Raw genomic sequence first — 19,229 nt, 5'->3', positions numbered from 1 at the left:
CTCAGGCCTGCTTGAAGCCGCGGTGCAGGGCGACGATGCCGCCGCTGAGGTTGCGCCAGGCCACCTTCGACCAGCCGGCCTTCTGCAGCCGCTCGGCCAGCGCCGGCTGGTCGGGCCAGGCGCGGATGGACTCGGCGAGGTAGACGTACGCGTCGGGGCTGGAGGAGACCGCGCGCGCGACCGGCGGCAGGGCGCGCATCAGGTACTCGGTGTAGACGGTGCGGAAGGGCGCGTACGTCGGGTGCGAGAACTCGCAGATCACCACGCGTCCGCCAGGCCGCGTCACCCGGTACAGCTCGCGCAGCGCCGCGTCGGTGTCCTGCACGTTGCGCAGCCCGAAGGAGATCGTCACCGCGTCGAAGGTGTCGTCCTTGAACGGCAGTTTCGTGGCGTCGCCGGCCGTGAGCGGCAGCCAGGGGTGCTTCTTCTTGCCGACCTGAAGCATGCCGAGGGAGAAGTCGCACGGAACGACGTACGCGCCCGTCTGCGCGAAGGGCAGCGACGAGGTGGCCGTACCGGCGGCCAGGTCCAGGACCTTCTGCGCGGGGCGCGCGTCGACCGCCCGCGCGACCTCCTTGCGCCATCTCCGGTCCTGGCCGAGCGACAGAACGTCATTCGTCAGGTCGTACCGTTCCGCCACGTTGTCGAACATCGAGGCGACTTCGTGCGGCTGCTTGTCCAGGAATGCGCGGGTCACCCGCCCATTGTTGCAGCATCGGCCGACCGGACCGGCCGCGGCTCAGCGGCCGCGGTACACCAACCGCCCGCCGACCACGGTCGCCACGCAGGTGCCGGCACCACGGCGGACCAGTTCGGCAGGGTCCGCGACGTCGAACACGGCGAAGCGGGCGGGCCCGCCCGGGACGAGCCGCGGCAGCAGGATCAGCGGGTTCGGGGACAGCGCCGCAGGGCCCGGGAGACGGTCGGGCCGCCGCCCCGTCACGAGCCCGGCCCTGCGCACCGCGTCGACCACGGCCGGCGACCGCAGCTCTCCGGCCACCGCCACCGTGCCGTGCGCCAGCATCCGCTGCACCCCGCGTCGCGCGCTCGCGCCGAGCCGCGCGGGATCGCCGCGGAAGATCTCCCGCGCCCGCGCCCCACCGATGGGCTCGGTGCCGAGGACGTCGGCCTCGCGCGGATCGGGATGGTAGGTGGCCTCCAGCAGCTCCGGGCCGTACGGGTTCAGCAGCCCCGGGGTGAGGATGCCGGGCCAGCGCCGCACTCTCGCCCGGGGCTCGGCGGCGGCCAGTTCCTCGTACGGACCGACGGCGGCGAGGGATGCGCCGTCGACCAGAACAGCCACCTCGGGCGAGAGCTCGGCGAGGTGAAGTGTCAGCACGGCGGGACTAGTTGGACGCCAGCAGCTTCAGCTCGGGGTGGGCCGTGCCGCCCTCGATGGCCGTCGAGGAGATGTGCGAGACGACGCGCTCGTCGACGGGGTCGTTCGCCGGGTCGTCGTGCACGACGAGGTGTTCGTACGTCGTCGCGCGCTGGGCCGGGGTGCGGCCCGCCTTGCGGATCAGCTCGATGATCTCCAGCCGGTTGGAGCGGTGCTTGGCGCCGGCCGAGGAGACGACGTTCTCCTCCAGCATGATCGAGCCGAGGTCGTCGGCGCCGTAGTGCAGCGACAGCTGGCCGACCTCCTTGCCCGTGGTCAGCCAGGAACCCTGGATGTGCTGGACGTTGTCGAGGAAGAGGCGGGCGATCGCGATCATCCGCAGGTACTCGAAGAGCGTCGCCTGCGTGCGGCCCTTCAGGTGGTTGTTCTCGGGCTGGTAGGTGTACGGGATGAAGGCGCGGAAGCCGCCGGTGCGGTCCTGCACGTCCCGGATCATCCGCAGGTGCTCGATGCGCTCGGCGTTGGTCTCGCCCGTGCCCATGAGCATCGTCGAGGTGGACTCGACGCCGAGCCCGTGCGCGATCTCCATGATCTCCAGCCAGCGCTCGCCGCTCTCCTTGAGCGGGGCGATGGCCTTGCGCGGCCGCTCGGGCAGCAGTTCGGCACCGGCGCCGGCGAAGGAGTCGAGACCGGCCGCGTGGATCCGGGTGATGGCCTCCTCGACCGACACCCCGGAGATCCGGGCCATGTGCTCGACCTCGCTCGCCCCCAGGCTGTGGATGACGAGGTCGGGGAAGTCCTTCTTGATGGCGGCGAAGTGCTGCTCGTAGTACTCGACGCCGTAGTCCGGGTGGTGGCCGCCCTGGAACATGATCTGGGTGCCGCCGAGTTCGACGGTCTCCGCGCAGCGGCGCAGGATGTCGTCGAGGTCCCGGGTCCAGCCCTTCTTGGTGTCCTTGGGCGCGGCGTAGAAGGCGCAGAACTTGCACGCCGTGACGCACACGTTCGTGTAGTTGATGTTCCGCTCGATGATGTACGTCGCGATGTGCTCGCTGCCCGCGTACTTGCGGCGGCGCACGGCGTCGGCGGCGGCGCCGAGGGCGTGCAACGGCGCGTGGCGGTAGAGGTCGAGCGCCTCTTCGGGGGTGATGCGTCCACCCGCCGCGGCACGGTCGAGCACGGGCTGGAGGTCGGCCTTCTCGGTCACCGGGGCGTCCCTTTCGTGGGCTTGTGGACAGACCGGACCAGCCTACGCCAGCGACCGGACCCTCCCGACCTCAGGCGGCGTACGCGCCGATGAGCACGCCCGCGAGCGCGCCCGCGGCGAGGAACGGCCCGAACGGGATGGCCGACTTGCGCCCCGCCCGCCGCGCGACGACGAGGGCGCCGCCGTACAACGCCCCGAACAGGAACCCGGCGAACGTACCCAGCATGACGGTGGGCCAGCCGTACCAGCCCAGGACGGCGCCCATGCCGAGGGCCAGTTTGACGTCGCCGAAGCCCATGCCGGCGGGGTTGATACGGAACAGCAGGTAGTAGCCGCCGCCGAGCGCGAGGGCGCCGTAGAGCGCGGTGAGCCAGGTGCCGGCGTGCTCGGGCGCGAGGGCGGCGAGGGCGAGCAGGCCGAGGGCGGCGGCCGCGAGGGGCAGCGTCAGCGGGTCCGGCAGCCGCTGCACCCGGAAGTCCACGACGGCCAGCAGCACTCCGACGGGCGCGAGCAGCAGCCAGACGCCGAGTTCGGGACGCGTGCCGGTGGCCGCGGCGAGAGCAGCGCAGACGAGGGCGGTGGCGAGGACGAGGAGGGGGGCGGCGCGATCGTACGGCAGCACGTGCGCGCACTCCCCACAGCGCGCGCGTCCGAGCCACCCGCGCAGCGGATGGCCGCCCGGGCAACTGGCCCGCCAGGGCTGCTCGGAGGGGACGGAGAAGCGATAGGCCGCACGGGGCAGCAGGGTCCCGGCCGCCGCGCCCCAGAGCGCGGCGGCGGCGACGAGCACGAGGTCATCACTCATTCGGCCGCGGTGTCCGATTCCTGGATGGTGTCGGGGAGTTGGTGGTCCAAGGTGGGCCGGGCCGAGCCTACCGACGCCCCGTCACGAGGACAGCGGATCCGCCTGGTGGCCGCCTCACGGGGCCAGCAGGTCGACCTTCACGTCCGCCGGGAATCCGGTCGTCGGGCCGACACGCCGGGCGAACTCGGCGACGGCCGCCAACTGGGGCGCGCCGAAACGGAAGTCGAGGGTCGTGAAGTACTGCTCCAGGATCCGCTCGTCGAAGGCCTCCCAGCGGGCGGCCTGCTCGGCGACCTTGGTGACCTCCTCCAGGGAGAGGTTGCGGGAGGAGAGGAAGGCCTCGTGCACCTGGCGGGTGATCTCGGGCTCGCGCTCCAGGTAGTCCCGGCGGGCGGCCCAGACGGCGAAGACGAACGGCAGGCCCGTCCACTCCTTCCACAGCGAGCCGAGGTCGTGCACGGTGAGCCCGTAGCGCGGCGCGTCGTGGAGGTTGGCGCGCAGCGCCGCGTCCCCGATGAGGACCGCCGCCTCCGCCTCCTGCATCATCACGCTGAGGTCGGGCGGGCAGGTGTAGTAGTCGGGCTGCACGCCGAAGCGCTCGGCGAGGAGCAGCTGGGCGAGGCGGACCGAGGTGCGCGAGGTCGAGCCGAGGGCGACCCGGGCGCCGTCCAGCTCCTCCAGCGGGACCTGGGAGACGATCACGCAGGACATGACGGGACCGTCGCAGCCGACCGCGATGTCGGGGAAGGCGACCAGGTCGTCGGCGTTCTTGAGGAATTCGACGAGGGTGATGGGCCCGATGTCGAGATCTCCCTGCACCAGCCGCTCGCTGAGCTTCTCCGGGGTGTCCTTCGTCAGCTCGAAGTCGAGGAGGGTGCCGGTTCTCGCGAGCCCCCAGTAGAGGGGCAGGCAGTTGAGGAACTGGATGTGACCGACGCGCGGCCTGGTGCGAGAAATGTCCACATCGCGAGACTAGACCCCCGAAAGCCGGTACCGGGACCGACCCCGCCGTCAACGGGCCCGGCGGCACGTTCAAACATCCGGGTGACGTGATCTTGACCGCTATTGCTTTCCGGGGCCCACATGCTAGGCTCGCCGCAAGTTGCAGTTTGGTTTCCCTTGCAGTACAGAGCCTGCGGAGCATGTGACCGCGGGCTCTCGTCGTTTTCAGACATATGCAGTTGTGCGGCAACGTTTCACACTTGCAGGTTCTGGAGCAGGGCAACCCTTTGGGCCCAAGGAGGGCTTATGGCTACCGGAACCGTTAAGTGGTTCAACGCCGAAAAGGGCTTTGGCTTCATCGCCCAGGAAGGCGGCGGCCCCGACGTCTTCGTTCACTACTCCGCGATCAACGCCTCTGGCTTCCGCTCCCTCGAGGAGAACCAGCAGGTGAGCTTCGACGTCACGCAGGGTCCGAAGGGCCCGCAGGCTGAGAACGTCACCCCGGTCTGATCACAGGCCCGGTCTGATCGCAGACTGAAGCAGTACCCAAGGAGCCCCGCGCCATCCGGCGACGGGGCTCCTGCCTTTTGCCGTCCGGCGGCTCGCGGTTCTCGCGTGCCGCACTTTGGTGCTCGTGCGGGCGTTCGACCCCTCGCTCCTTTTGATGAATTCTTCGGGAAATCCATTCGTCGCACGGACGCTGCCGAGCAGACGCGGAACATACGGTTCCGATTCTTCGGCGCCCGCTGTCCCGCTGTCCCGCTGTCAGTGGCCTCCAGTACGGTCTGCGGCCATGACCGAAGCCGACTTCCTCACCGCCACCCGCGCCTTCTACGACACCATCGCCGACGACTACGCCGCACACTTCCAGGACGAACTCGCCGGCAGGCCGCTGGAGCGGGCCGTGCTCGGTGTGTTCGCCGAGCTCGTCGGCGACGGGCCGGTCGCCGACCTCGGCTGCGGGCCCGGGCGCGTCACCGGCTACGTCGCCTCGCTCGGTGTGCCGGTGTTCGGGCTCGACCTGTCGGCCTCGATGCTGGCGGTCGCCCGGCGCGAGAACCCGCGCCTGCGCTTCGAGCAGGGCTCGATGCTGGACCTGGACCTGCCGGACGGCGGCCTCGCGGGCGTCATGTGCTGGTACTCGTCCATCCACACCCCGGCCGCTCTGCTGCCCGCGCTGTTCGCCGGGTTCCATCGCGTCCTCGCCCCCGGGGGCACCCTGCTGCTCGCCTTCCAGGCCGGTGACGTACCGCTCCGCCTCGACACGCCGTTCGGCCATCCGGTGTCCCTGGACTTCCAGCGGCGCCGTCCCGAGGACATGGAACGCCTGCTGGCCGACGCCGGTTTCGCGCTCCACTCCCGCACCGTGCGCCAGCCGGACGCGGCGCTCGCGGATTCGGCGCCCCAGGCCTTCTTGATCGCCCGGCGACCGGAGGCGGCGGGCGACGCTCAGCCGGTGTAGCCCGCGTACAGCTGCTCCACCTGCGCCGCGAAGTCCCGCATGATCTGTTCGCGGCGCACCTTCATGGACGGGGTGAGCTGGCCCGCCTCCTCGGTGAAGTCGACGGGGAGCACGGCGAAGTCGCGGATGGACTCGGGGCGCGAGACCAGCGCGTTCGCCTCGTCCACTGCCTGTTGCAGCACCGCCCGCAACTCGGCGTCGGTGGTGAGGAGTTCCGGCGGCACCGGGTGCTTGCCGTGCATCTGGCGCCAGTGGGTGATGCCGTCGCGGTCGAGGGTCACGAGCGCGACGACGTAGGGGCGGCCGTCGCCGACGAGCATGCACTGGGAGATCAGCGGGTGGGAGCGGAGCCAGTTCTCCAGCGGGGCCGGGGCCACCGACTTGCCGCCCGCCGTGATCATCAGCTCCTTCTTGCGGCCGGTGATGGTCAGATAGCCCTCGTCGTCGAGCCGGCCGATGTCGCCCGTGGCCAGCCAGCCGTCCCGGGTCGCCGGGACGACGCCGCCCGCCCGCGGGTCCCAGTAGCCGCGCAGCACGTGCTCGCCGCCGATGAGGATCTCGCCGTCCGCCGCGATATGGATCTTCGTGCCCGGCAGCGGCCAGCCCACCGTGCCCAGCCGGGGCTTCAGCGGCGGCATCACGGTGGTCGCGCCCGCCGTCTCGGTCAGGCCGTAGCCCTCCAGGATCTCGATGCCGGCCCCGGCGTAGAAGGCCCCGAGGCGGCGGCCGAGCGGGGAGCCGCCGCAGATGACGTACTGGACCCGGCCGCCCAGGGCATTGCGGATGTGGCGGTAGACCAGCGGGTCGTAGAAGGCGCGGCTCGTCTTCAGGGCGGCCTTCGGGCCGCTGCCCGTGCCCGTCTGACGGGCCACCAGCGCCTCGCCGAACCGCTCGGCCACCGCCGCCGCGCGGTCGAAGGACGTCAGCCGGCCGTCGGCCTCGGCGCGGGCGCGGGCCGTGTTGAAGACCTTCTCCAGCATGTACGGGATGGTCAGCAGGCACGTCGGCCGGAAGGCGGCGAGGTCCGGGAGCAGGTCCGCGGGCTTCAGGCTCGGGGCGTGGCCCAGCCGCACCCCGCTGCGGAGGCACATGATCGACACCATGCGGCCGAAGACATGGGACAGCGGCAGGAACAGCAGCACCGACGCCGGCTCGCCCGACTTCGTGCGGAACACCGGGCGCAGCAGCTCCTTGGCGTTGTCCACCTCGGCGAAGAAGTTGCCGTGGGAGAGCGCGCAGCCCTTGGGCCGACCGGTGGTGCCGGAGGTGTAGATGACGGTGGCGAGCGTGCCGGGGCCCAGCATGCCGCGGCGGACGGCGACCTCGGAGGCGCCGCCGGGCACCTGCGAGCCGAGCTCCACCAGGCTGTCGACGTGGCCCTTCTCCATGACCCACACGTGCCGCAGCGCGGGCAGTCGCTCCAGCTGGGAGTCCAGCGCGGCCGCCTGGTCGGCGGTCTCCGTGACCAGGGCGACCGCGCCGGAGTCGGCGAGGATCCACTGGGTCTGGAAGGCGGAGGAGGTGGGGTAGACGGGGACCGTGACGAGTCCGGCGGCCCAGGCCCCGAAGTCCAGCAGCGTCCACTCGTACGTCGTCCGGGCCATGATGGCGATCCGGTCGCCGGGCTCCAGCCCCTCCGCGATCAGCGCGGTCGCCACGGCCATGACCTCGTGGGCGAACTGGGCGGCGGTCACGTCCTGCCACCGGCCACCGGCCGTCCGGCGGCTGAGCACCACCGCGTGGGGGTTCGCCTCCGCGTTCTCGAACGGCAGGTCGGCCAGCGACCCGTGGGTCACCGGCGGGGCGAACGGCGGCACCGACGCCTCCCGTACGACGCCGTTCAGACGCCGGGTCTCCGGCTTGACGAGAATCGCTTCGCCGTCGTAGTCGGTGGCCTGGACGGGGGCACCGGAGGGTGCCGGGGCGTTCGAGAACGGGGTGGACACGGGCGGCTCCTTGGGCGTGCAGCGGCAGTACTGCCTGCTGCATGACGTACGCGCCCCGCATACCGGGGTGTTCACCGGCACGGCCCCGACCCCGGTGGGGATCGGCAGGGGTTACCGGCGGTTCAGGCACGAGATCGTACGGGCCGCCTGTGAGGGCCCCGTGCGCTTTCCGGGGCGGTCAGGCGCCGGGGCTGTGCAATGTCGAGGATTACGTGAGGAGAGTTCACGTTTCAGTCCCGGGAAGCGCCGGCCCACCAGCACCGGATTACCTCCGGTAACCTCGCCTCGCCGCCGGACAGTCAATCGCGCAGGGACACAAGGGAGTTGGACATGAGCGATCCGATATCGGACCCCTCCGCCGACCACACGGACCGCCGCACCGTCACCCTCACCCGGGCTCCGGCCCTCGCTCCCGCGCTCGCCCGGGGCGCCCTGCGCTCCCCCTTCCGCCGCCCGCGCCCCGACGCCGGCTTCGACCGCACCCGGCTGGTGCTGTCCGGCGTCCGCGCCGACCCGTCCTGGCTGGCCGCGTACGCCCGGGTGTGCGGTTTCCCCGCCGGCGCGGAATCACTCCCGCTCCCGTATCCGCACCTACTCGGCTTCCCGTCGGCCATGCGTCTGATGAGCGGCCGGGACTTCCCGCTGCCGCTGCTCGGCCTGGTCCACACGTCGATCGAGATCGTCCGCCACACGGCCCTCCCCGCCACCGGGACGTACGACGTCGCCGTCCACGTCGCCGCTCTCGCACCGCACCGGCGCGGGACCCAGGCCACGGTCGTGACCGAACTCCGCGACGCCGAGCGCGTCGTGTGGGAGTCACGGAGCACCTACCTCGCCCGCCACCGCGCGGCCACCCGCCCCACGGAGCCCCCTGCGGAGCCCAAGGCCCCGGCCCCGCTGCCCGCCGTCGCCGAGTGGCGGATCCCCGCGGACACCGGTCGGCGGTACGCCACCGTGTCCGGCGACCGCAACCCCATCCACCTGCACCCGCTCACCGCCCGCCTCTTCGGCTTCCCCCGGGCCGTGGCGCACGGAATGTGGACCGTGGCCCGCTGCGCCGCCGCCCACGCCGCCCCCAAAGCGGCCGTACTACGAGCGGAGTTCCGCACCCCGGTCCTGCTCCCGGCGACAGCGGTGTACGCGACGGACGGCAAGGCCCGCTTCGAACTGCGCGACGAGGCCCACGACCACCGACGCCCGTACGTGACCGGCGAGATCCACGCCACGCCCACGTAGACCTCGACGGCCGACGGTGCCGGCGAAACCCTGGGGGGTGTCTCGTCGATCAGGCCGGATCAGGGAGCGGCGTCTGGTGCCGTGCATCGCAAGGCGGAGGAGAGAGTCGATGCGGAGCGATGGGGGTGCCCCCTGCTCGAGCGAAGCCGAGGGCTTGGGGAGACCGACGACAACGCGGCTGGGGGCGCCCCCTGCTCGAAGAGCTTGAGGGAGGTGCCAGGCGTCGCGAGCCCGGCCTGATCGACGAGACACCCCCAGGGTCTGTCGTTTGGATCAGGCCGGCTGTGAGGTGCGGTACTTCTCGACCGACCCGAGCGGGGTCTGGTGCGTGCAGCTGCAAGGCGGAGGAGGGCGTCAACGCGATGGGGGTCCCCCCGCGCGAGCGGAGCCGAGCGTGGGGGAGTTGGCAACCGACGACAACGCGGCAGATGTGCGTGCCAGGCCCCGCGACGCCGGGATGATCCAAACGACAGGCCCTAGGCCTCCACAACCGACGCGGACCAGGTGCGCCCCTCCCGGAGGCCGCCCAAGCCGGCCCAGGCGAAGTTCATCAGGGTCGCCGCCGCCTGGCTTGCCGAGATGTCCGGGGTGGCGTTGGCCCAGGTCGCCAGGGATTCCGCGGCGCCCACCAGGGCCTCGGCCAGCCCGGCGGCCTCCTGCTCGGGCATGTCGAGTTCCCGTGCGGCGGCGATCAGGCGGGTCACGAACGTGACGATCTCCGCCCGTGCCGCGCCGACCTCCGCGGCGAAGGGATCGCCGTGGATGCGGGCCTGACGGTGCAGCAGGGACCAGCCGTCGGGGTGGGCGGCGGTGTGGGCGAAGAACGCCCGCAGACCGCCCCAGAGTTGGCGGTCGGCGGAGACATCCGTGCGGACGCCCGCGCGGACCGCCTCGGAGAGCGCGTCGGCCTCACGCCGGACGCACGCCGTGAAGAGGTCGTCCTTGGAGTTCAGGTACAGATAGACCAACGGCTTGGAGACGCCCGCGAGTTCGGCGATCTCGTCCATCGACGCGGCCATGTACCCCCGCCGGCCGAAGATCCGTACGGCGGCGTCGAGCATCTGCTGCTCCCGGACCGCCCGCGGCATCCGCTTGGTCTTCACGGCACCCATGGGAGCAAGGTTAGTTGGGCCCACGGACACCCGGCGCGAAGGCGCGGCTCAGGACGCCGCGTCCTCCTGACCGCGGTTGGCCTCCAGGTTGGCCTTCATCCGGTCGACCCGCTGCACGACCTGCACCGAGGCGCGGTCCCGTTCCCCCCGCAGCACCACGAAGCTGATCGGCGCCGAGAGCACCATGGCCAGCAGGATCAGCCACAGGAAGTTGGAGTCGCCGAAGCCGCGCGGGAACACGCCGGCGAAGACGAGGCCCCAGACGACGAGGAGGCAGCCCGCGAAGATCCCGAGGCGCATCAGCGTGTAGCGGAGCATCAATCCACTCTTCCGTGTCGAAAGGTCCGAACGCCCACAAGGGGCACCACTGCCCAGTGAAGCACGCCGCGCCCCCGATCTTGGAGGCGGGGCGGGACAGTGGCCCGGGACACGGACGAGCCGGCCCCGCGGCGCGGAAAGGACCGCGCAGCGGAGCCGGCTCGACACGTCGAAGGACCGGCCGGTCACTCACACGCGCATCGGCTGCGGCGACTCGCGGCGCCCGGCGTCCGGGCCGTCGTACTCACGGATGATCTCGTAGCGCGTGTTGCGCTCGACGGGGCGGAAGCCGGCGTCGCGGATCAGGTCGAGCAGGTCGTCGCGGGTCAGCTTGTTCGGGGTGCCGTAGTTGTCCGCGTCGTGCGTGATCTTGTACTCGACGACCGAGCCGTCCATGTCGTCGGCGCCGTGCTGGAGCGCGAGCTGGGCGGTCTGCACGCCGTGCATGACCCAGAAGACCTTGACGTGCGGGACGTTGTCGAACAGCAGCCGGGAGACGGCGAACGTCTTCAGGGCCTCGGCGCCCGTCGCCATGGTCGTACGGGCCTGCAGCTTGTTGCGGACCTTGCCGTCCTGCATGTCGACGAAGTCGTGCTGGTAGCGCAGCGGAATGAAGACCTGGAAGCCGTTCGTCTCGTCCTGCAGCTCACGCAGCCGCAGCACGTGGTCGACGCGGTGGCGGGGCTCCTCGATGTGGCCGTACAGCATGGTGCACGGGGTCTTCAGACCCTTCTCGTGCGCCAGGCGGTGGATCCGGGACCAGTCCTCCCAGTGGGTGCGGTGGTCCACGATGTGCTGGCGGACCTCCCAGTCGAAGATCTCCGCGCCGCCGCCGGTGAGGGACTCCAGGCCCGCGTCGATCAGCTCGTCGAGGATCTCGGAGGCCGAAAGCCCGGAGATGGTCTCGAAGTGGTGGATCTCGGTGGCCGTGAACGCCTTCAGCGAGACGTTCGGCAGCGCGGCCTTCAGCTCGCGCAGGGAGCGCGGGTAGTAGCGCCACGGGAGGTTCGGGTGCAGGCCGTTGACGATGTGCAGCTCGGTGAGGTTCTCCGACTCCATCGACTTGGCGAGCTTCACCGCCTCCTCGATGCGCATCGTGTACGCGTCCTTCTCACCCGGCTTGCGCTGGAAGGAGCAGTAGGCGCAGGACGCGGTGCACACGTTCGTCATGTTGAGGTGACGGTTGACGTTGAAGTGGACGACGTCGCCGTTCTTCCGCGTGCGCACCTCGTGGGCGAGTCCACCGAGCCATGCGAGGTCGTCCGACTCGTACAGCGCGATGCCGTCCTCGCGGGTCAGCCGCTCGCCGGAACGGACCTTCTCCTCCAGCTCGCGCTTGAGCCCGACATCCATGCTTCTACCTCTTCTTCCTCGACAGACTTCGTAAACCGTACTCCGCGCAGGGCGTTGGAAGGGTTTAAACCTCTTCGGGCAGTTCCCCGACCCGGTTCTCCCACTTCGTGGAGAGCACGATCGTGGTCCGGGTCCGGGAGACGCCCTTGGTGCCGCTGAGCCGCCGGATGATGCGCTCCAGCCCGTCGACGTCCGCCGCACGGGCCTTGAGCATGTAGGAGTCGTCGCCCGCGATGAACCAGCAGTCCTCGATCTCGGGCAGGTCCTTCAGCCGGCCCGCCACGTCCTCGTGGTCGGCGGCGTCGGAGAGCGAGATACCGATCAGGGCGGTGACCCCGAGGCCGAGCGAGGCGGCGTCCACGGTGGCGCGGTAGCCGGTGATGACGCCGGCCGCCTCCAGCCGGTTGATGCGGTCGGTGACGCTGGGGCCCGACAGTCCGACGAGGCGCCCCAGTTCCGCGTAGGAGGCCCGGCCGTTCTCCCTCAGGGCCTGGATGAGCTGCCTGTCCACCGCGTCCATGCGATCGAAGCCTTCCGCTGGGAGATCCCCGGAGCGAACCGGAGATCTTCAGAGTTCCTGAAGTTCTTGAAGTTCCTGAAGTGACGGGTCGTGCTGGGTGAGGGCGAGTCGTGGTGGGGGTGCCGGTGGTCCGGCGCCCGCTCACTCGGGCCGTGTGCCACCGCCGAGTTCGCCCTTCCAGCGGCGGTAGAGACCGTGTTCGACCCCGGCCGCGTCGAGGACGCGTCCGGCGACGAAGTCGACCAGGTCCTGGATGTGGGTGGCCCCGGCGTAGAAGGCGGGGGACGCGGGCACCACGGCCGCGCCCGCGTCGTCCAGGCTCACCAGGTGCCGCAGCGTCTGGCCGTTCAGCGGGGCCTCCCGCACGGCGACGACCAGCGTGCGCCGCTCCTTGAGGGTGACGCTCGCCGTGCGCTGGAGCAGGTCCTTGGACAGTCCGAGCGCGACACCGGCCACGCAGGCGGTGGAGGCGGGCACGATGAGCATGCCCTTCGCGGGGTACGACCCCGAGGACGGCCCGGCCGCCAGGTCGCCCGCGCTCCAGTACCGCACGCGCGCGAGGTCCGCGTCGTCCACGGTGAAGGTCCCGGGCTTGCCGTCGGCCCCCCGGCCCAGCCATTCCCGCAGGTCGTCCTGCCAGTGCGCGTCGCGGAAGGAGATGCCGGTCTCGTCGAGCAGCGTGAGCCGCGAGGCCCGGCTGACGACCAGGTCGACGCTCTCCCCCGCGTCCAGGAGCGCCCGCAGGACGGCCGCGGCATACGGCGTGCCGGAGGCCCCCGACACCCCCACGATCCAAGGCCGGCGCTGCGTCTGTCCTGGCTTCATGGTGTCGAGCCTATCCGGCGCGACGGGGTGGGCACGGTCCGCGGTGGGCCGGGGCCGGGGGCGGGCGGTCAGACGGACAGTCCGCGCACCAGCAGGTCGAGGAGCGCGCACGCGAACAGGGCGATGCCGATGAAGCCGTTGACCGTGAAGAACGCCCTGCTGAGGCGGGACAGGTCGTGCGGGCGGACGATCCGGTGCTCGTAGACGAAGGCACCGGCGACGATGACCAGGCCCAGCCAGAAGAAGGCGCCCGCGCCGGTGGCCAGCGCGTACCAGACGAACAGGCCCGTCGTGATCACGTGGCAGACCCGGGCGCCCCAGATGGCCGCCGGGATGCCGAAGCGGGCCGGCACCGACAGGACGCCGTGCTCGCGGTCGGCCTCGACGTCCTGGCAGGCGTAGATCAGGTCGAAGCCGCCGATCCAGATGCCCACCGCGAGGCCCAGGATCAGCGCGTTCCAGGACCACTGGCCGCTGATCGCGAGCCAGCCGCCGATCGGTCCCATCGCCTGGGCGAGGCCGAGGATCGCCTGCGGGAAGTTCGTGAAACGTTTCCCGTACGGATAGACCACCATCGGGATCACCGCGACCGGCGCCAGCGCCAGGCACAGCGGGTTCAGCAGGGCCGCGGCGCCGAGGAAGATCACCAGCGCGATGAGCGCGCCGGTCCAGGCGTGCCGGACCGACATGGCGCCGGTGACCAGCTCGCGGCCCGCGGTGCGCGGGTTACGGGCGTCGATCTCGCGGTCGATGATCCGGTTCACGGCCATCGCGAAGGTACGCAGGCCCACCATGCAGACGGTGACCAGGAGCAGCTTGGCCCAGTGGAGGTGCTGGTCCCACTCGTACATCGCGGTCAGCGAGGCGATGTAGGCGAAGGGCAGCGCGAAGACGGAGTGCTCGATCATCACCAGGCGCAGGAACGCCTTGGTGCGTCCTGGCTGGGAGATCGCGGCGGAGGCACTGGTCACAGTCCGTACTCCGGTTCACCCCCGCGGCGGCGGGGAAACCCCGTCTCCGCACTGCTGCACACCATCATGTCGGTGCCTTTCACAGTCCGTACTCCTTCCAGCGCCGGGTCACCTGTTCGGCCGTATCCGGGTCGGGCAGGACCATGTCCGGCCAGCCCCCGTCGCGCGTGTAGCCCTCCTCGGGCCACTTCTTCGTCGCGTCGATCCCCGCCTTGCCGCCCCAGAACTGCTGGTACGAGGCGTGGTCGAGGTGGTCGACGGGACCTTCGGCGACCGTGAGGTCACGGGCGTAGTCCGTGTTGCCCAGCGCCCGCCAGGCGACCTCGTGCAGATCGTGGACGTCGCAGTCGGAGTCGACGACCACGATCAGCTTGGTCAGGGACATCATGTGTGCCCCCCAGATCGCGGACATCACCTTCTGCGCATGCTTCGGGTACTTCTTGTCGATCGAGACGATCGCGCAGTTGTGGAAGCCGCCGGCCTCGGGCAGGTGGTAGTCCACGATGTCCGGGATGATGATCTTGAGCAGCGGCAGGAAGAACCGCTCGGTGGCGCGGCCGAGGGGGCCGTCCTCCGTCGGCGGCCGGCCGACGACGATCGACTGGAGCAGCGGGCGCTTGCGCATCGTGACGCAGTCGATCTTCAGCGCCGGGAAGGGCTCCTGGGGCGTGTAGAAACCGGTGTGGTCGCCGAACGGGCCCTCCGGCAGCATCTCGCCGGGCTCCAGCCAGCCCTCCAGGACGACCTCGGCGTTGGCCGGCACCTGGAGCGGCACGGTCTTGCAGTCGACCATCTCGATGCGCTTGCCCGCGATGAGCCCGGCGAAGAGGTACTCGTCGATGTCGCCGGGGAGCGGGGCGGTGGAGGCGTACGTCACGGCGGGCGGGCAGCCGAAGGCGATGGCGACCGGGAGCCGTTCGCCCTTCCGCGCGGCCACCTGGTAGTGGTTGCGGCTGTCCTTGTGGATCTGCCAGTGCATGCCGATGGTGCGCTTGTCGTGGCGCTGGAGGCGGTAGAGACCGAGGTTGCGGATGCCGGTCTCGGGGTCCTTGGTGTGGGTGAGGCCCAGGTTGAAGAAGGAGCCGCCGTCCTGGGGCCAGGTGAAGACGGCCGGAAGCCGCTCCAGGTCCACCTCGTCACCGTGCAGGACGACCTCCTGCACCGGCGCGTTCTCGGACTTGACCTTCTTCGGCGGGACGTGCGCCATCGCGCCGAGCTTGCCGAACGCCTCGCGCACGCCCATGAAGCCGTGCGGCAGTTCGGGGCGCAGCAGGCCGCCGATCTTCTCGCTGATCTCGCCGTACGACGTGAGACCGAGGGCCTTCAGGAGGCGGCGGTCGGTGCCGTAGACGTTCATCGCGAGGGGCATCGAGGAGCCCTTCACGTTCTCGAAGAGCAGTGCCGGACCGCCGGACTTCTGTACCCGGTCGACGATCTCCCCGACCTCCAGGTACGGATCGACCTGGGCCTTGATGCGCTTGAGGTCTCCCTCGCGCTCCAAAGCCCTCAACAGGGAGCGAAGATCGTCATAAGCCATGCGTCCCAGTATCCCCGAGCGATTACCCTGAGCCCGTCACGGGGCCGAAGGCGCGGCCTCTCCACCACTCCAGGGGGCTCTTTCCATGTTCAGGCTGCTGATGTACCTGGTACCGCTGGCGCTGACGGTCTTCGCCCTCATCGACTGCCTGAACACCCCCGAGGACGAGGCCCGGCACCTGCCGAAGATCGCCTGGGTCTTCATCATCCTGATCTTCTGGATCGTCGGCCCGATCGTCTGGCTCGCCACGGGCAAGGTCCGCCGTCCCCCGGCGAACGGCCGCACCCCCTCGGAGTGGCACAGCAACCACCGCATGCGGTACGTCGCCCCCGACGACAACCCCGAGTTCCTCCGCTCCCTCAAGGAGGAGAACAGGAAGGACGAGGCCCTCCTCAAGGACTGGGAGGCCGACCTCCGCCGCCGCGAGGAGGAACTGCGCCGCAGGGAGCGGGACGAGAGCGGCCCGAAGACCGCCGACTGACGCAACCGGCCCGCACCGGGGGCGACTTGTCCGAACGGCCCCTCAAGTCCCGCACGGCCGCGGGCGCCAGGGAGCACGCCCCTCGCCGGGCGTGCGCGGGGCCGCGCCACGGCCGCGGGCCACGGGGCGTCAGGCCGAGGGGCGGGGACGGAGACCGGGCCGAGAGGGCCGCGGCAAGCCCCGGCGCCCGCCGGCCGCGTGGTCCCCGCCGCTGCCGGCGGCCGGATTCCTGTCTCCTCCTCGCGCGGGCGCCTCAGCGCAGCCGCGAGGAAGACAGGATCGACAGCAGGTGGGCCGGGACCATCAGCCATGTGATGGCGGCCAGGGCGGCCAGGGTCCAGCGGGTGGGGTCGATTCCGCCGGTCAGTGTGTCGGCGACGGCCGCGGCCAGCAGGACCAGGGAGGCCTCTATGCCGTTCGTCACGCGGTGGATCTTGAAGGCTGCCGCGAGGCGGCGAACGGCCGCGACGCCCTGCGAGCGCGGGCGGGTCGCCTCGTCGTCGACGACGGTGAGGCCCCGGCGGGCCCGGGCCACGTCCACCAGGTCGGTCGAGGCCTTGAGCAGGACGACGCCGAGGGCGGTGGCGATACCGAGCGACAGCCAGCCGCCGAAGCCGTTCTCCGCCGCGCGGTACCCGGCGCCCGCCATCAGCGCGGCGTCCGCGAGATAGGCGCCGAGGCGGTCGACGTAGATGCCGGTCGCGCTGTTCTGCCCCTTCCAGCGGGCGACCTCGCCGTCCGCACAGTCGAAGAGCAGGAACAGCTGCATGAGGACGACGGCCAGGACGGCGCCCGTCAGGCCCGGGATCATGAGCGCCGCGCCGGAGGCGACCCCGCACACCACCATGGTCCAGGTCAGCTGGTCCGGCGTGACGGAGGTGCGCACCAGCTGACGGGTCAGCCGCAGCGAGACCGCCCGCATGTACAGGCGCCCCGCCCAGTGCTCCCCGTTGCGGCTCGCCAGCTTGGCGTGCGGATGACAGACCTCCCGCAGCTCCTCCAGAACCGGAGCAGCACCCATGAACGTTCCTCCCACCGACCGGACCAACTGCCGCACGCGCGGCGACGATCGGGTCAGGGTACCGACGCAGTCGCAGCCCGCCCCACCGCGGTGCAGGAGGGAAAGTGAAGGCATGGAACAGGAACTGGCCCGCACCTGGCTCGCCACCGCCGTCGCCGAGGCCCGCGCCGGCCTCGCCGAGGGCGGCATCCCCGTCGGCGCCGCGCTCTACGGCCCCGACGGCACCCTCCTCGGCCGCGGCCGCAACCGCCGCGTCCAGGACGACGACCCGTCCGTGCACGCGGAGACGGCCGCCTTCCGCGCGGCGGGACGGCAGCGGACGTACAACGGCACGACGATGGTGACGACGCTGTCGCCCTGCTGGTACTGCTCCGGTCTGGTACGGCAGTTCGGCATCTCGCGCGTCGTGATCGGCGAGGCAGTCACCTTCCACGGCGGCCACGGCTGGCTGGCCGAGCACGGCGTGGAGATCGTGCTCCTGGACGACCCCGGCTGCATCGAGCTGATGCGCGCCTTCGTCCAGGACCATCCGGACCTGTGGCACGAGGACATCGGCGCCTGAGAGGCCTGGGACGACTGAGCCGCCTGAGACCCGAGGACCGAGCCGGACGCGCGCAGCGGAGACTCGCGCAGCGGAGTGATCGCTTCCGCGTTCGGGGCGACATCCGTTCCGTTGAAAAGCCGGGACACCGCGTGTGTCCCGCCCGGTCGGGGCCTTCGCTGGTCGTAGCCCCCAACTGTGAACGGAGACGTCCCGTGCGAATGACGGACATCCAGCGCTGCGAGATCCGGCCCGGTCGGCTCGTCGAATGGAGACTCAGTCCGGCGACCGTCGCGGCGGCGACCGCCCGGCCGGAGGACCACCGGCGGCCCGCGTACAACCAGGAGTCGCACATCCGGACCGCCCGGACGGTGCGCGAGGACGGCCTGTTCGTGCCGACCTGGCTGGGCTCGGCGTTCGACATCCCGGGCCGGGTCGACCTCGGCCTCCTCGAACAGGCGCTGCGCCACTGGACGTTGCGGCACGAGACGCTGCGCAGCGGCTTCCGCTGGTCCGGCGACGAGATGCGGCGCTTCACCCTCGACGCCCACGAGGTGTCCCTGCGCCGGGAGGACATCGGCGAGTTCACCGATCCCGAGCACCTCGTCCGCCACCTCCAGGACCGCTTCGACGTGGCCGCGGACGCGCTCTCCTGGCCCAACTTCCTCTACGCGGCGGTCGTCCGGGACGACTGCACGAGCGTGTACGCGGCCTTCGACCACACCAACGTCGACTCGTACTCCCTGCAGCGCCTGCCCGCCGAGATCCACGAGCTGTACGCGGCGGCCGCCGAGGGGCGCGCGCTCCAGCAGCCGCGCGGTCAGCAGCTACGTCGACTTCTGCGAGATCGAGCGGGCGGACGCGGACCGGATCGACGCCGGGCACCAGATCGTCGCCCGCTGGCGGGAGTTCATCGCCCGCTGCGACGGGAGACTGCCGAACTTCCCCTTCGACCTCGGCCTGGATCCGGCCGGCCCGCTGCCCACCCAGAAGCTCCTGTGCGAACCGCTCGCGGACGCGGAGGCCGCCGCCGCGTTCGAGGCGTACTGCCGTCCCTACGGCGGGAGCCTGGTCGGCGTCCTCGCCGCCACGAGCCTCGTCGCCCACGAGATCGGCGGCCAGAGCGTGTACCGCACGGTGGTGCCGTTCCACACGCGCGTGAAGTCCCGCTGGTCCGACTCCGTGGGCTGGTACGTCGGCGGCGCCCCGATCGAGGTCCCGCCGGCCCCGGACTTCCCGGCCGCGCTCGGCCGTGTGCGCACCGCGCTCCGGACCAACCGGTCCCTGGCCCGGATGCCGCTGGCCCGGGTGCTGCGCCTGCTCGGCTCGGACTTCCGCCCGACCTCCCCCGACCTGTACTCGATCGTCTCGTACGTCGACGCCCGCCAGATCCCGGGAGCCGAGCGCTGGGCCGCGCTGAAGGCCTACGGACTGGTCCGAGTGTCGTACGGCGACCAGGTGTGCGCCTGGGTCAACCGGCTGCACGAGGGGCTGTGGTTCACCGCCCGCTATCCCGACACCGACGTGGCGTACAAGAACATGCGGCTGTACGTCGAGCGGCTGCGGGACGTCGTCACGAGCGTGGCCCGTCCGTCCTGAGCCGGACCGCGGAC

At 71.1% G+C, this 19,229-nt stretch carries 19 protein-coding genes and 1 pseudogene; 6 read left to right on the top strand and 14 right to left on the bottom strand.

Annotation, left to right across the window (positions count from 1 at the left end):
• Nucleotide 1: 1 nt before the first annotated feature.
• The 5 genes from QFZ74_RS18160 to QFZ74_RS18140 form a co-directional block, all read right to left on the bottom strand.
• Nucleotides 2-697, bottom strand: coding sequence for a demethylmenaquinone methyltransferase (locus QFZ74_RS18160; protein WP_307621869.1), 696 nt, complete (start codon nucleotides 695-697; stop codon nucleotides 2-4).
• 42 nt (nucleotides 698-739) lie between these two features.
• Nucleotides 740-1,339: a hypothetical protein gene (locus QFZ74_RS18155; protein WP_307621868.1), complete on the bottom strand. Its 600-nt coding sequence runs from the start codon at nucleotides 1,337-1,339 to the stop codon at nucleotides 740-742.
• Nucleotides 1,340-1,346: 7 nt separating this feature from the next.
• Nucleotides 1,347-2,546: a cyclic dehypoxanthinyl futalosine synthase gene (mqnC, locus tag QFZ74_RS18150; RefSeq protein WP_307621867.1), complete on the bottom strand. Its 1,200-nt coding sequence runs from the start codon at nucleotides 2,544-2,546 to the stop codon at nucleotides 1,347-1,349.
• 70 nt (nucleotides 2,547-2,616) lie between these two features.
• Complete coding sequence (locus tag QFZ74_RS18145) at nucleotides 2,617-3,351, bottom strand: A24 family peptidase (RefSeq protein ID WP_307621866.1); 735 nt, start codon at nucleotides 3,349-3,351, stop codon at nucleotides 2,617-2,619.
• A gap of 114 nt (nucleotides 3,352-3,465) precedes the next feature.
• Entirely contained in the window at nucleotides 3,466-4,314 is an 849-nt protein-coding gene (locus QFZ74_RS18140) for a menaquinone biosynthetic enzyme MqnA/MqnD family protein (RefSeq protein WP_307621864.1), read from the bottom strand.
• A 285-nt stretch (nucleotides 4,315-4,599) separates the two neighbouring features.
• Here QFZ74_RS18140 and QFZ74_RS18135 point away from each other — a divergent pair, with 285 nt between their 5' ends.
• Together QFZ74_RS18135 and QFZ74_RS18130 are read left to right on the top strand one after the other, a co-directional pair.
• Nucleotides 4,600-4,803 carry a cold-shock protein gene (locus QFZ74_RS18135; RefSeq protein WP_003992177.1) on the top strand — a complete coding sequence of 68 codons (204 nt, stop codon included), beginning with the start codon at nucleotides 4,600-4,602 and terminating at the stop codon, nucleotides 4,801-4,803.
• Nucleotides 4,804-5,086: 283 nt separating this feature from the next.
• The gene (locus QFZ74_RS18130; RefSeq protein ID WP_307621863.1) at nucleotides 5,087-5,755 is read left to right on the top strand and encodes a class I SAM-dependent methyltransferase; all 669 of its coding nucleotides are present in this window, start codon (nucleotides 5,087-5,089) and stop codon (nucleotides 5,753-5,755) included.
• Here the strand turns inward: QFZ74_RS18130 and QFZ74_RS18125 are convergent.
• Nucleotides 5,743-7,701 (bottom strand): long-chain fatty acid--CoA ligase, encoded by a 1,959-nt coding sequence (locus QFZ74_RS18125; RefSeq protein ID WP_307621862.1) that lies wholly within the window; start codon nucleotides 7,699-7,701, stop codon nucleotides 5,743-5,745. The genes QFZ74_RS18130 and QFZ74_RS18125 overlap by 13 nt on opposite strands.
• A 330-nt stretch (nucleotides 7,702-8,031) precedes the next feature.
• Here QFZ74_RS18125 and QFZ74_RS18120 point away from each other — a divergent pair, with 330 nt between their 5' ends.
• Nucleotides 8,032-8,937 (top strand): MaoC/PaaZ C-terminal domain-containing protein, encoded by a 906-nt coding sequence (locus tag QFZ74_RS18120; RefSeq protein ID WP_307621861.1) that lies wholly within the window; start codon nucleotides 8,032-8,034, stop codon nucleotides 8,935-8,937.
• Nucleotides 8,938-9,413: 476 nt separating this feature from the next.
• Here the strand turns inward: QFZ74_RS18120 and QFZ74_RS18115 are convergent, their stop codons facing one another.
• From QFZ74_RS18115 to QFZ74_RS18085, 7 genes are all read right to left on the bottom strand, one after another.
• A complete protein-coding gene (locus QFZ74_RS18115) occupies nucleotides 9,414-10,049 on the bottom strand; it encodes a TetR/AcrR family transcriptional regulator (protein WP_307621860.1) in 636 nt (211 codons plus the stop codon).
• Nucleotides 10,050-10,097: 48 nt separating this feature from the next.
• A complete protein-coding gene (locus QFZ74_RS18110) occupies nucleotides 10,098-10,367 on the bottom strand; it encodes a DUF4229 domain-containing protein (protein ID WP_307621859.1) in 270 nt (89 codons plus the stop codon).
• A 189-nt stretch (nucleotides 10,368-10,556) separates the two neighbouring features.
• A complete protein-coding gene (gene mqnE / locus QFZ74_RS18105) occupies nucleotides 10,557-11,720 on the bottom strand; it encodes an aminofutalosine synthase MqnE (protein WP_307621858.1) in 1,164 nt (387 codons plus the stop codon).
• A 64-nt stretch (nucleotides 11,721-11,784) separates the two neighbouring features.
• The gene (locus QFZ74_RS18100) at nucleotides 11,785-12,240 is read right to left on the bottom strand and encodes an Lrp/AsnC family transcriptional regulator (RefSeq protein WP_307621857.1); all 456 of its coding nucleotides are present in this window, start codon (nucleotides 12,238-12,240) and stop codon (nucleotides 11,785-11,787) included.
• Between the two features lie 141 nt (nucleotides 12,241-12,381).
• The gene (locus QFZ74_RS18095; protein WP_307621856.1) at nucleotides 12,382-13,065 is read right to left on the bottom strand and encodes a UbiX family flavin prenyltransferase; all 684 of its coding nucleotides are present in this window, start codon (nucleotides 13,063-13,065) and stop codon (nucleotides 12,382-12,384) included.
• A gap of 68 nt (nucleotides 13,066-13,133) precedes the next feature.
• Nucleotides 13,134-14,036 (bottom strand): menaquinone biosynthesis prenyltransferase MqnP, encoded by a 903-nt coding sequence (gene mqnP / locus QFZ74_RS18090; RefSeq protein WP_307621855.1) that lies wholly within the window; start codon nucleotides 14,034-14,036, stop codon nucleotides 13,134-13,136.
• Between the two features lie 79 nt (nucleotides 14,037-14,115).
• Complete coding sequence (locus QFZ74_RS18085) at nucleotides 14,116-15,573, bottom strand: menaquinone biosynthesis decarboxylase (RefSeq protein WP_307621854.1); 1,458 nt, start codon at nucleotides 15,571-15,573, stop codon at nucleotides 14,116-14,118.
• Nucleotides 15,574-15,658: 85 nt separating this feature from the next.
• On the opposite strand from QFZ74_RS18085, the gene QFZ74_RS18080 reads away from it, so the two are divergent.
• On the top strand, nucleotides 15,659-16,054 hold the full coding sequence (locus QFZ74_RS18080; RefSeq protein ID WP_307621853.1) for a PLD nuclease N-terminal domain-containing protein: 396 nt from the start codon (nucleotides 15,659-15,661) through the stop codon (nucleotides 16,052-16,054).
• A gap of 253 nt (nucleotides 16,055-16,307) precedes the next feature.
• Here the strand turns inward: QFZ74_RS18080 and QFZ74_RS18075 are convergent, their stop codons facing one another.
• Entirely contained in the window at nucleotides 16,308-17,075 is a 768-nt protein-coding gene (locus QFZ74_RS18075; RefSeq protein WP_307621852.1) for a CDP-alcohol phosphatidyltransferase family protein, read from the bottom strand.
• Between the two features lie 112 nt (nucleotides 17,076-17,187).
• Between QFZ74_RS18075 and QFZ74_RS18070 the strand changes: the two genes are divergently transcribed.
• Together QFZ74_RS18070 and QFZ74_RS18065 are read left to right on the top strand one after the other, a co-directional pair.
• Nucleotides 17,188-17,637, top strand: a complete 450-nt coding sequence (locus QFZ74_RS18070) for a nucleoside deaminase (protein WP_307621851.1) — start codon at nucleotides 17,188-17,190, stop codon at nucleotides 17,635-17,637.
• A gap of 194 nt (nucleotides 17,638-17,831) precedes the next feature.
• Nucleotides 17,832-19,215 (top strand): annotated as a pseudogene (locus tag QFZ74_RS18065) (condensation domain-containing protein).
• The last annotated feature ends 14 nt before the right edge of the window (nucleotides 19,216-19,229 follow it).

The organism is Streptomyces sp. V3I7, assembly GCF_030817495.1.
Classification (GTDB): Bacteria; Actinomycetota; Actinomycetes; order Streptomycetales; family Streptomycetaceae; genus Streptomyces.
This window is presented reverse-complemented; position numbering and strand designations above follow the sequence as displayed.